Source organism: Corynebacterium sp. HMSC073B01 (assembly GCF_001838255.1).
GTDB classification, from domain to species: Bacteria; Actinomycetota; Actinomycetes; order Mycobacteriales; family Mycobacteriaceae; genus Corynebacterium; species Corynebacterium jeikeium_D.
Genome location: NZ_KV836187.1, coordinates 38,559 through 50,193 on the forward strand (window position 1 = coordinate 38,559; position 11,635 = coordinate 50,193).

Here is an 11,635-nt window from a genome sequence, read left to right on the forward strand (position 1 = left end):
TTGTTGGGAGCGTCGTGCTACAGTTACTTCTCGTTGGTCAGAGAGACCAGCGCCCGCTGTGAGTGCTTGTAAAAGCCAGGACAGTTGACGCGGGGTGGAGCAGCTCGGTAGCTCGCTGGGCTCATAACCCAGAGGTCGTTGGTTCGAATCCAGCCCCCGCCACTAAGTTGGAACCCTCGGTTCGCGAAAGCGAACCGGGGGTTTCTTGCATTTGGGGAACGCGACGGGGGAGAAGGTCGGTCACTTCAATATTGAAATAGGCGGCTATCGCAAAAATTTCTGCGAGAGACCATGAAATCTGTCCGCGCACTTTCCGCCCTAGCGTCTGCCCTGAAATACCGAGGGCGTCGCCCAGCATCTTTCTTGTTACTCGATGGGTAAACATTAGTTGATTGACGGTGATGCCGATTGCCTCGTCGGCTGTGTAGCTTTTTTGAATCGATTTCGCTGTCATAGGCGCAACAGTACATGAGTGGCGAATATGGCGCAATGTGTGCGCTTGACGTACAAGGCGCAAGCCGTTACATTCGTGTTCATGAGTGAACGAGATACGCACAAAATGGATGAATCGGAGTGGCTTTCATCCGGTGAGGCTTCCGCACTATTGCCGTCGGTAACCCGTCGGACGGTGCAAGCGTGGGCTTCGAAGGGGCAGTTTCCCAACGCAATTCAGTTGCCTTCTGGGCAATGGCGCATCCCCCGCAAGGATGTTGAAGCGATTCTGGGGGATGCTGCGCAATGACAAAGCAAAAGAAAAGCGCTACTACCTCTGCCAAGGTAGTAGCGCTTCGAAAGACCGTAGTCTCACCAACAGGACTTAATTTTACACAGACCTCAGGAGTCCGTCTAGGGCATTGGTTCAGCCTGTCGAATATCCACTCTGGGAAGGGGTGGGACTGGTAATGGGCTTTGCAGAAATGGGTATCTGTGTCGAGCATGTTCACGTGCTCAAGCCAGCGTGCAAGTTCACGCTGACGATGCTCGCTGACCGAGCAGATCCGTTTAATGACCCGGACAAGACCGAGCGACGTACTGATGGGCGAGCGGTGTGCTGGCCTTCGGTACAGGATCTGGCGCGCAGGACCGGGCAATCTCGGTCAACGGTTCAACGGCAACTCAAGGAGCTGGAGCAACTCGGCATTATCGAAATCCAGCGCCGCTGGGTTCGCAATGAACACGGCCAAGCTCGACAGACGACGAGCAAATACATCATCAATCTGCCAGGCATGCTCGCCGGGCATTTTCAACAGGAGAAAGCGGGTAAGAGTGTCAAAATGACACCCTTACCCGACAAAACCAAAACCGCAGGTCAGGCTAAGAGTGTCAAAATGACACCCAAACAAAGTAAGAGTGTCAAAAACGGCAAAAGTAAGAGTGTCAACAGTGACACCCCATATAACTACCAAGGGTTAACTACCACCCCCTCCCCTCCATCCCCTCCGGTCGACGCTGCGGCAGAGCCGAGGGAGCAGGGTTCGGCGGAGCCTCACTCGGGTGAGCCTGGCGGCTCATCGGGGCGGGGGAGTGCTCCCGACGCTCACGCCGGGGCGGTGGACGCGCCTGCCGGCGACGTCCACGATGGCCGCGGCGAAACTTTCGACCGTCATCGTTCGGCGCTCAGTGCCTCGGAGAGCGTTCAGCGATCCGCTGAGAGGGTGAATCCTGAAAAAGCGCCGCAATCCCCGGAGAATGTCCATGAGGGGGCAGAATCGGCCATTTCTGAGCCGATGCCTGGGTATGAAAATCACAATGATGTGATTTCGGAGGATTCCGCCCTCGTCGCTGATGTGTTGCCGGAGGAGATGCAGGCGGTTCCATTGCGGGAGTATCCGCGCATCGCTGCGGCCATTCGTGACCGTTTGGACGCGGGGTGGAGTCGTGAGCAGATGCATCGCGTGTTGGCTTCCCGGGGGCTTCCCGGTCATGTGCGGCACCTGACTGCCCTAGTCATGGCCCGTTTCCGGGATGACCTGCCAGTCGATAATCCACCTGTGTGGAATGTGTCAGTTCCCGACCAGAGGGGGCATCGACCGTGGTCGAAGCTGCTGGCATCGGGTCGTGTCGTCGAGGCACGAGATCTCGATATGGGGCAGGTGGCAATCGACCATCATGCCGCCAAAGCGGCAGGTCTTGATTATGCGCAAGGCAGCCGCTGGGCATTTCTCGATGCCGTAGATGTGACCGGCTATCTGACCAGCTAAATCACTGTTTGGAAGACCTGGGGCGGAAGATGGATTTGAGAGTAACACCTGGTGAGCTCGAAGAGCTTCGACTCATTCGAGCGGTGCATGCTGCGCTAGCTGATGGACTGTGCGCGACCGGTGATGCATCGCCGCATCTGTGGGACGCGGCGGTCGCAGGAGAACCGAGGAAAGCGGTGGAACGGCGCTATGCGCAAGCAATAGCGATTTGCGAGCAATGTCCCGTTCGGCAGTTGTGTCACGGACTCGCGGAGGCACTGCCGGAAACGTCCGGGGTGTGGGGCGGTGAGGTCTACGAGGATCCCACCAAGCGCGCTTATCAATCACGCAAGACCGTAGACGGAAAGCAGCGAAAGGCTCGTCTCCGGCTGAAAGTGCTGGTGAGACAGCGAGTTGCATGCGACGTTACATAACAGCAATGAATGTGATGCACCCCACCAATTAGGGTAGCGCCTTAAAAGTATTTCCTTAAAAAAATTTAATTACATCGTCGTCATTCGACGACAAAACAAAAGTCCCCGGTTCGCAGACGAGATTGCAGTCACAACTGCGAGCCGGGGACGGAGGTGACCTGTGTAGAGCATTTCGCTTAACACGGTCAGCTCCATTCTGTCATGGATTGGGGAAAATAGATGAAATTTGGAATCCGTGTTGGCGGTCTAGCTGCAGGTATCGCTGCGGGGGCCTTGCTTGGCGCTCCGCTTGCTATGGCCGCACCTACCGCTGATGACGCACCGGTACAGCCGGGCACTGCTACAGCTGCACCGGCAGCACCGAAGCCGGGCACTGAGGATGCGGCTGCAGAACCGTCTTCGCAGCCTGGTACGGAGACAGAGGCTCCGGTTGAGCAGTCCCAGCCGGGTACCGCTACTGAGACTGCGGACAGCGAATCGGAAGCCGCCGAGACTACCACTAACGAGCCGCAGACTCAGCCGGGTACGGAGACTCCCACCGCAGAGGAAGAGTCGCAGGCCTCAACAACAGAAACCGAGGGCGATCAACAGTCGCAGCCGGGTACCGTAACCGAGTCTGCTACGCAGCAGGAGGTTCCGGTTGAGCAGACTCAGCCGGGTACCGCTACTGAAGCTCCGGACAGTGAACCGGAAGCCGCGGCGGCGACTACCGATGAGCCAGCTGAGGCTACGCCTCCGGCTGCCCCGACCGCCACCTCTCAGACAAACACTGAGACAGCGTCCGTGCCGACGTCGACCGACTCCACCCCGGTCGAGCAGCCTACGGTGGAGCAGGCCAATACCGCTTCCTCACAAAAGGAGACTCCGGCGACCACTCCGGCTGCGGAGAATGAACAGTCGGAACAGCCTTCTGCTACTGCGCAGGAAGCTCCAGCGGGCACCCCGGCACCCCAGGCAACTAATGAGAAGGTACGCAAGACCGATACGCTGACCGGCAAGCTCACGGTTGACGCACCTGAGCACAAGAGTGAATTCGATGCCACTGTCGATCGACAGTGGAACCTCCAGAAGGCATCGCTGACAACCACGGACAACACCATCACTGTGGATATTCCCGCTGGGCATGCTGCGGTGAGCACGCCGAAGGTAGCAGTAGAGGTGTCTACGAACGGCAATATCGTAGAGACTGGGCAGCAGGCTGTCGCTAAGCACGTCGAACGTGGCCAGGCAGCAATCGACAAGGTAACGCCGCAGCCGGTTAAGGATGCACAGGCTGCCGTGGCGAAGGCACAGCAGCAGGTCAATGACACCGTCTCGCAGGTGCGTGAAGAAGCCTTTGATGCGGCAGCTGGACAGGCTCCTGCATCTGCACAGGTAACCGTCGAGGACACGACGGTTACTGGCTCCTATGACGCAGACACCTCGGACTCGCCAGAGGTGTAATGGAAATGGGGAGCCAGAGTTGGTTTGACCAGGCCGCAGCTCGGCGGCAGGAACGCGAAGCAAAAGAGGAGGCGGCCGAAACCGTCGATTCTGCAAACGACGTCGATGCAGAAGCAACGTCTTTGCATTCTGTGCAGTCCGAATCTTCGGCGCAATCTCGCGCTCTGCCTCCCACTCCACAGAAGCCAGATCTGCGCACCCGATTGCTAGCCAAGCCGAAAACGGGCGCAGCGACCGCTGGAACGAAAAATACGTCAGCGTCATCGAAAACCGCAGTGATGTTGATGATCTGTGCGGTCATGCTCGGGATTGGATTGGTCGGAGCAGCAACCGCATTGGTGTTGATGACCAATGATGATGAGCCAGCGCCGGTGGCGGTGCCGGCGGAGACCCCAGTAGCACCACCAGCGCCGGTCGGTTACGCCGGTCAGTGTGAGGACGCATCCGGCAAGACCCCCATTGTTGGTGGCACGAAGGATCTTCGTAGCGCGGTCGTCGCATTTGAAAAGGCGTATTACGGCCAGGACACGGACGCACTGATGGAGACGGTGGCGCAGGATTCAGGGCTTGCAGAAACAGATTGGGAGACCGTGTTGCCCGAGGCAGCGCCCGAGGGCACCACATGGTGCGTGACTATTCAGCCGACAAAGCCACAGGCCAAGTCAGTTGACATTGATCTCACTGTGACCGATCCCAATGGTGAAGAAACTATGTACCGCCAGCGAGTATCCGGCAAAACTGTGCCGGGAACACAGCAATGGCGACTGACGAAAATCGAGTCCCGATAGAAACCGGGACGCTAGTAGAAAAGGCCTACATTGCTATGAAACGACGCATTCCACCGATTGTCGCAGGACTTTCGGCGACAGTGCTGGTCACCACGGCTCTGCCTCCAGTAGCGCTGGCAGACCCGGAGGTAACCGTCTCGAAAAACAACGTCGCGCAAGCGGACAAGTGCCCCGCTATGCAGCTAGTCATTATTAATTCCAGCTTCGACTCTGTGGGCGATGAGAACACCGATACCGGTTTTTTCTCCGACGTATCGACCAAGGTCATGGATGCCAATGGTGGCAAGGTTGAAGACCCGTCGGCAGGGTTCGCTGATTCGGAATCGGCTGCGACGGAACCGACAACTGGCGACTCCTCCGACAGCTTGTGGGGAAACTCGGAAGACTCCTCCGTATCTTCGGCCAGTGCTGCAGACTCGTCGAGCGATGACTTATGGGGCGACCCGTCGTCCGAGACCTCGTCACAAACCAGTGACGCCTCAGATGATGAGCCATCGAGTGAATCCAGCTCGCCCGCCGGGTTGGCCAACGAACCGGAGAGCACCGGCGAGTCGGACTCGGAGACTTCCACGCAGTCGGAAGAATCCAGCGATAGCAGTGAGTCGTCGGCCAGCTCCAGTGGCACCATGGAAAGTGTCGCCGACAACCCTCAAAAGGTCGGACGCATTTACATTAACTTCGATGAGCAGGGTGAGGGATACATCCCTGGTGTCAACGGAGAAGAAAAGAAGGAATACTCCGAGGCTGTTAGTGCCGCCGTCGATAAGGTCAACGAGACTCTCGGGGAGATTCAGTCCTCGTGCCCGGATACGCGCGTGATGTTGCTCGGTTATTCTGAGGGCGCGCAGGTTGCCAATATTGTCTCGAAGCAGATTGGCTCCGGCCAGTCGAACTTCCCATCGGACAAGGTCTCGGGCGTAGCACTTTTTTCTGACCCGTCACGTGGGGAAAGCCAGCCAATGGTCGGCAACGGAGCGCAAGCTCCGGCGGCAGCTCCTGAGACCTCGGGAGAAAACACCACCAAGCTTGCTGACACGCTGACGACCAATGACACGAATGTAGCGCCAGAGGGCGCGGGTGTAGCTACCTTAACTGACGCGGCTGGTGGCCAGGGGGCCACCGGTACGAGCGCCGATAGCGCAACTGGTACGACCTCCGGTACATCGACCGGCGGATTCGGGGCGCTTGCTGACCGTGTGATGAGCTTTTGCATTGAGGGCGATTCCACCTGCGCTATTCCGGAGGGGTCACCGCTACGCAAGATTATCGCCTCTGGCGCTCAGTCTATTGACCTCAACGATCCTCAGAAGTCGCTGATGGCTATTGCGGACACGTTGGGTCCAGCCGTTGTTCTCGGTGGCGTGGAATCGTTGGCCGATGATCTGAGCTTCGGCCCACAAGGATTCCAGTTAGCTCGGGCCGAAAACACGGACGACACGATGATTGCCAAGATTGCTGATGAGGCTGACCGCCCGCATGACATTGGTGAGATGGGTCAGCGCTTGATTCAGTCCGGTTTGAAGCTCGGTGGTATGGGGCTGGCAGCGGGAATTACCTTTGCCAAGGATGTCGTCACTCCGGCGAACTTGGCACAAATCGCTGCTGCCGGTGCCGCTGACCCATTTGCCGCGATTCCGGTGGTCGCCACCAAACTGGCGTCGGCAGCACTGAATATCGTCACTCCGGCAACGGCAACTGGCGTTGCTCTGCGTGTCTTTGACGAGATTAAGGCTGCAGGCCTGGGAGATGAGCAGATTGCTGATGTCGCTACCCAGGCTGCGACCTGGAAGTCGATGGGGGCGGGTGCCTACCAGACGACTCCGGTGACAGCGGACGGTCGCTCGGCTACCGATCTGACTGCCGACTGGGCGCGCGCCGCAGTCGGTGATGCATCGGGCACGTCGATGCCGACGTTGTCGGAGGCTGTTTCTGGCATTGGAGAAACCGCTGGCGCATTGACGGGCTTGGCTGGTGGAACTGGTGGCATTCCGGCATTCGATCCGGGCGCTATCGGTAACGCACTGCAGCTGATTGGGGGTTAATCCGTATGGGTGCCGTCGCGATTACTTCAGGTGCAGATGACTTCCGTCAAGTTTTTCTCAGAGAGGATTCCATGCTGCCCATTGACGCACAGGTCTCGGGCGATGACAACGGAGATCAGCCAGCTCCTGCTGTATGGCTCGTCGGCGCACACGGGGGAGCTGGAGTCAGCACCCTCTCTCACATTTTGGCCCCTATGGGCGATGCTGGCCAGGCGTGGCCAGCGGGGGTGGAAAACCCCTACTGCGTGCTGGTGTGCCGGTCGACGAAGGTCGGTTTGGAGCGCGCACACCAGGCCGCACTGCAGGCACGTGCGGGACAGGCAGGCGACGTGATGCTGCTCGGCATTGCGATTGTCGCCGATGCGCCAGGGAAGATGCCCAAGGCGCTTGCCCGCAAAGTCGGTGTGATTGAACAGCACTTCCGTATCTGGCGGATTCCCTACCTCGATGCTATCCGCTTGACAGATATGGACGAGTTGGCGGTGTGGGAACCGGGCTATGAGATGCCGGAACGGAAGAAACGCTCGCGCCGAAAGACACCACCGATTACTGATGTGCCTGCCGTAGAAGTCATTACCGTAGCCGAAGCTATTTTCGATTCGGCACTTGAGGCACACGAGCTGGCTGAACCAGCCACGTAAGACATAAGGAGTTTTCACCATGACCATGATTGACCACGTTGGGGCACTCTACGATGCCTCCACAGTGCTGCTGGCGCAGATGCCAGGGCAAAACCTTAGCCCGCAGGCTCCGGGCGATTTCGGCGCAAAGTTTGACCGAGGTTTGAATTTCGCTCAGTACATCGGCATTGGCGTCGCCATTATCGGTGTCATTGTCGCTGGTGCCTCAATGGCGCTATCGCGCCGCGAAGGAACCAGTGAGGAAGCCACGGGTATGGCACTTCGCATTGGCATCGGCGCCACCCTGATCGGCGGTGCCTCCAGTCTGATTGCTGCTTTCCTGTAGCCGAATGCAGGTGCTGGCAGCTGGGCCTCCGACCTCACCGTGGGATCTGCCCGCAGAAATCAAAAGTGAAGTGTGGCGCTGGCTGCAAATGACTCTCTACGTCACGTTGGCTGGTGCTGTGGTGGCGGTCATTATTTTCGGCGCGATGCTCGCGCTGGACCGTAACCGTGGCGAACCTGTCAGTGCAACGTCGCCGACGGTGCGCGCGTTTCGGATTGCACTTGGCGTGATGGTGATGACTTCCGCGTTAACGCTGGCGCAGTGGTTTACCTAATGCCACTCATTCAATCTACCCCAGGTCGGCTGGGCTGACCTGGGGTTTTCTTTACAAATACATCGAACGATGACGAACTGGGTTTTTCCCAAACCGATAAGGAAGGTACCGCCATGAAAAAGATGACTTCTCTCCTGCTTGCTGCTACTGCTGCGGCAGGCGCTCTGGTTGGCTGCTCCAATGACGAGGAGGCTACTGCCGGGCATGAGCAATGGGATACCACTGCGGCTCCGAAGAATGTGAGCTGGTCAGATGCTCAAACCCGCGGTATTAAAGTGCCGTCATCCAAGGATGACGGGCCAAAGAACACTGACCCGGTGCCGCACGGTTGGGCACCGTCTCCGCAGGGTGCGGTGATGGCCGCAATCAATGGGCAGGTTTACATGTCCACCGCAGGTGAGGAGGTCTGGCCGGAGGTTTCTCAATGGATGCTGGCTCCAGGGCAAGGCCGCGATCAGTGGGCGCAGGCCCGGTCGCTGATGGATATTGACGGCGATGTGAAGAATCCGCCACAGTTCAAGGGCTTTAAGTTCTCCGAGTTTTCCGAAAGCAAAGCCGTCGTCGTGATTGCAGCGGAGTACCCGCAGCACGGGCTCATGGGGTATCCGGTGCAGCTCGATCGCTCCAGTGGTGACTGGCGGATGGTCGTCCCGCCACAGGGGCAGGAGCCGGATTTGGTCAAGGTCAGTGACGCACAGTTCGAGAACTTCACCGCGTTCGAGGGGTAATCAGCAGTGAGTAAATCGACGAAAACACTTGCCGTCTTAGTCAGTATCACGATTGCGCTTGTGGTGATTGTTGTCGGTGGCTACATGGCTTTAACAGGAACGAATGATAGTCCGTCTGCTGAGTCGCCGGCCTCACCGTTGTCGAAGGAGAAATCTACGAAGAATAATCCCAACGACAAGCAGTTTCCCGATGGTAATACTCCGGGGGCGAGCGTAGAAGGGGATCAGCGTAGCTGGCCCGATGTGCTTGATGGTGATATTGACGCACAGTTTGCCACTCCTGGCCAGTACGCCACGGAGCCGGTATCGTCCCGTCGAGTATTTACGCCACGAAATCCGTTGGGTGATTTGCCTGCCTCCTCCGCGTTGGTAGATCAGCCGGATGCGTGTGAAAACACCGACTTAGCGGGTAAAACCCAGCTGCAATATGTCAAGGCGCGGTTCCTTGCCGTCAATACTGAGGCTGGCCCGTCTCGCATGGAGCGCGCGGTTCCACGCGGCTACGCCCATTCGCCGCAAGGTGCGGTGATGGCGGCAATCAACCAGTTGGGCTACGGCCTGCCTGCCCAGGGCGATGAGGTGGGAGAAGAAATCGATAAGGCACTGTGGGCAGATTCTGCGCAGGTCGCCCAGGAGCGCGCGGACAAAAATCTTGACACTGAGGGGCCGTCTCGATTGGCTCGGGCCTCCACGATGCCCGGGGCGACCGGCTACAAAATCATCAGTTGTGGAGGCGACCTCATGGTAGTCGACGTAGTCTACGGCGAGCCGACACCGGGACGACCGGAGACAGCCATGGCGGCGAGGATGTCGCTGCGCTGGACGAAGAATGACTGGGTGGTGGATCTGTCAGGTTCGAACGATGCCGCCATTTCTCGTCCGGCCCCCGATTCGCTTGACGGGTACACATTGGTGGATTACCAGTGATGAGCTTGCGCAAATTTGGTGAAGTGCTTCTCGTTGTGGTGTTGGCGTTGCTCGCAGGAGCGGGTAATGCGGCTGCTGCTGACGATGAGAAATCAACCGGAGATGAAGCCTATGAGGAGTGCATCTCGCGTTCCTACGACGAGGCAGCTACCCGACAGCTGGTGAAAGACGGCACGGTTGATCTTGAAAAGTACGTTGAGGATGGCCAGAAGTTCAATGCTCAGGCCAACCCTGAGGTCATCGAGAAAATCAAGAAAGAACACCCCGAAGAGTACCGGCGGCTGGCTGAGCACTATGAAAAGGATCAGTCGCTGGGGTCTAAAGGCGGGCGTACGGTCAACTCAGCAGCCTGCAACATGAAGAAGCCGGTGGATACGGCGGTGAAAGCAGCCGGAGAGTATTGGGAAGATCCCGTCGGCAAATTCGTGCAGGCGCTCATTGAGGGCAACGCTGAAGTTCTTCAGCTGACTATGACGTTTTGGTTCGATTTTTCGACTGCCCAGACACGCAACGTTGACGCCAACATTCAAGGCGTGAAGAACATCGTGGCAGGGCTTGCAGCCATGGCACTGATTTGCTCGTTCATCATCGGAGGCTATCGGATTGCCGCCTCACGCCGAATGGGGTTGCAAGACGGGGTAGAAGAAACCGCTGGTGTGGTCGTCAAGTACATCGTATTTAGCTTTGGTGTTGTTGCTGCGGTTCCTGGCGCATTGATTGCCACGGATGTTCTGGCCAACAAGATTATGGAGAACTTTGGGGTCACTGACCCGAACCAGGTCGTTGATTTGGCTGCGTTAGATGAGTCCATGGGCGGACCAGTGATATTGATGATCCTCGCCATTGTGTCGCTGCTCGGTGGCCTCATGCAGATTCTTGCTCTGGTGGTTCGAACACTGATTTTGCCGATTGTTGTGGGGTTGACTCCACTGGCAGCTGCGTCGAGTTTCAGTGAAACGGGACGCAATATGTTGAACAATCTCGTTGCCTACATGATTGCAGCAGTGGCCTATAAGCCGCTGGCTGCGCTGCTGTATGCGGTGGTGATGTGGAACGCTAGCCAGCCTGCAGAGGGGGATGTGCTCACAGCCGCAGTCAACGTGTTGATGATTGCGTTGGCAGGTTTCTGTGCGCCAGCCCTGGTGCGGGTGATTGCGCCGATGACAGCGCAAGCTGGTGGCGGTGGGGCAGCACCACTGGCTCAGGCAGCCGGGGCAGGGGTGGCTGGCGCGCTCGGAGCCGGAGCAATGTTGGCTAGTGGCGGCTCCTCGGCGCTGGCAGCCTCAGCGGCCAAGGGCGCTGCTGGTGCAAGTGCGGCAGGCGGATCTCCAGCACCCAGCGCAGCCGGAGCGCCGGTCAGCTCCACGGGGCGAGCGCCCAAGGCCGGTTCGTCGGGAGGCAGTGGCGCGGCACCTGCCCGTGACACGACTCCCAGCGGTTCGACGGGAAGTTCGCGAGGAAGCAGCGTTGCCAGCGGTGGTAGCCGAAGTGCACCGATGGCTTCTGGTGGCGGCGCTTCTCCTGCCGGAAGTGGGCAATCGAGTGTCGGTGGCGGGCAGTCTACTGCTGCAGCAGCGACGTCGTCCGGGCAGCCGGGTGCGGCGGCTCGGACCCAAGCCAATCGCGGATTTGGGCAGCGGATGGGTGCATTTGCGGCAGGGACGAGTCGAGCAGCAACGCGTGCGGCGACAGTCACGGAGCGTATCGGCGCAGCAGGCCTGTCTGGCACAGCCTCGGCGATGAAAGCCGGTGCAGCCGCCGCTCGAGGGGCGGCGCAGGGCGCAAGTCATACACAGCGCGTATTGGATGACTCCATCGGGGTCAGCGGATTTGCAGGCGGGAGGCATCAGTAG

General features: G+C 58.6%; 14 protein-coding genes, 1 tRNA gene and 1 pseudogene. 14 read left to right on the top strand and 2 right to left on the bottom strand.

The genetic code is table 11. The features are described 5' to 3' along the window. Positions 1 to 88: 88 nt before the first annotated feature. Positions 89 to 162: transfer RNA gene (locus tag HMPREF2849_RS10385), tRNA-Met, on the top strand. Here the strand turns inward: HMPREF2849_RS10385 and HMPREF2849_RS11500 are convergent. Next, positions 122 to 454, bottom strand: coding sequence for a helix-turn-helix domain-containing protein (locus HMPREF2849_RS11500; protein WP_340139854.1), 333 nt, complete (start codon positions 452 to 454; stop codon positions 122 to 124). The two genes, HMPREF2849_RS10385 and HMPREF2849_RS11500, sit on opposite strands and share 41 nt — an antisense overlap. Positions 455 to 535: 81 nt before the next feature. Between HMPREF2849_RS11500 and HMPREF2849_RS10390 the strand changes: the two genes are divergently transcribed. Further along, on the top strand, positions 536 to 742 hold the full coding sequence (locus HMPREF2849_RS10390; RefSeq protein ID WP_168165031.1) for a helix-turn-helix domain-containing protein: 207 nt from the start codon (positions 536 to 538) through the stop codon (positions 740 to 742). Positions 743 to 977: 235 nt separating this feature from the next. Then, positions 978 to 1,112, top strand: a pseudogene (locus tag HMPREF2849_RS11595) (helix-turn-helix domain-containing protein); the annotation flags it as partial. On the opposite strand, the gene HMPREF2849_RS11425 reads toward HMPREF2849_RS11595, so the two are convergent. Beyond that, positions 1,098 to 1,241 carry a hypothetical protein gene (locus tag HMPREF2849_RS11425; RefSeq protein ID WP_246819699.1) on the bottom strand — a complete coding sequence of 48 codons (144 nt, stop codon included), beginning with the start codon at positions 1,239 to 1,241 and terminating at the stop codon, positions 1,098 to 1,100. The pseudogene HMPREF2849_RS11595 and the gene HMPREF2849_RS11425 overlap by 15 nt on opposite strands. Before the next feature lie 309 nt (positions 1,242 to 1,550). Here HMPREF2849_RS11425 and HMPREF2849_RS11430 point away from each other — a divergent pair, with 309 nt between their 5' ends. The 11 genes from HMPREF2849_RS11430 to HMPREF2849_RS10445 all read left to right on the top strand — a co-directional run bounded on the left by HMPREF2849_RS11430 (position 1,551) and on the right by HMPREF2849_RS10445 (position 11,635). Then, positions 1,551 to 2,201, top strand: coding sequence for a hypothetical protein (locus HMPREF2849_RS11430; RefSeq protein ID WP_246822157.1), 651 nt, complete (start codon positions 1,551 to 1,553; stop codon positions 2,199 to 2,201). Between the two features lie 29 nt (positions 2,202 to 2,230). Next, positions 2,231 to 2,614, top strand: a complete 384-nt coding sequence (locus HMPREF2849_RS10400; protein WP_070644237.1) for a WhiB family transcriptional regulator — start codon at positions 2,231 to 2,233, stop codon at positions 2,612 to 2,614. 219 nt (positions 2,615 to 2,833) lie between these two features. Continuing rightward, complete coding sequence (locus tag HMPREF2849_RS10405; protein ID WP_070862960.1) at positions 2,834 to 4,057, top strand: hypothetical protein; 1,224 nt, start codon at positions 2,834 to 2,836, stop codon at positions 4,055 to 4,057. A 5-nt stretch (positions 4,058 to 4,062) separates the two neighbouring features. Next, complete coding sequence (locus HMPREF2849_RS10410; protein ID WP_141752759.1) at positions 4,063 to 4,845, top strand: DUF8176 domain-containing protein; 783 nt, start codon at positions 4,063 to 4,065, stop codon at positions 4,843 to 4,845. Between the two features lie 35 nt (positions 4,846 to 4,880). After that, positions 4,881 to 6,887 (top strand): cutinase family protein, encoded by a 2,007-nt coding sequence (locus HMPREF2849_RS10415; protein WP_070862961.1) that lies wholly within the window; start codon positions 4,881 to 4,883, stop codon positions 6,885 to 6,887. Between the two features lie 71 nt (positions 6,888 to 6,958). Next, positions 6,959 to 7,528, top strand: coding sequence for a DUF6668 family protein (locus HMPREF2849_RS10420; RefSeq protein ID WP_141764557.1), 570 nt, complete (start codon positions 6,959 to 6,961; stop codon positions 7,526 to 7,528). 19 nt (positions 7,529 to 7,547) lie between these two features. Further along, on the top strand, positions 7,548 to 7,853 hold the full coding sequence (locus HMPREF2849_RS10425; RefSeq protein ID WP_070644251.1) for a TrbC/VirB2 family protein: 306 nt from the start codon (positions 7,548 to 7,550) through the stop codon (positions 7,851 to 7,853). Between the two features lie 88 nt (positions 7,854 to 7,941). Then, positions 7,942 to 8,127 (top strand): hypothetical protein, encoded by a 186-nt coding sequence (locus tag HMPREF2849_RS10430; RefSeq protein ID WP_083310573.1) that lies wholly within the window; start codon positions 7,942 to 7,944, stop codon positions 8,125 to 8,127. Positions 8,128 to 8,240: 113 nt separating this feature from the next. Continuing rightward, the gene (locus HMPREF2849_RS10435; protein WP_070862963.1) at positions 8,241 to 8,855 is read left to right on the top strand and encodes a DUF8175 domain-containg protein; all 615 of its coding nucleotides are present in this window, start codon (positions 8,241 to 8,243) and stop codon (positions 8,853 to 8,855) included. Positions 8,856 to 8,861: 6 nt separating this feature from the next. Further along, complete coding sequence (locus HMPREF2849_RS10440) at positions 8,862 to 9,782, top strand: DUF8175 domain-containg protein (protein ID WP_141764558.1); 921 nt, start codon at positions 8,862 to 8,864, stop codon at positions 9,780 to 9,782. After that, a complete protein-coding gene (locus HMPREF2849_RS10445; protein WP_083327239.1) occupies positions 9,782 to 11,635 on the top strand; it encodes a hypothetical protein in 1,854 nt (617 codons plus the stop codon). The genes HMPREF2849_RS10440 and HMPREF2849_RS10445 overlap by 1 nt, the downstream gene beginning before the upstream one ends.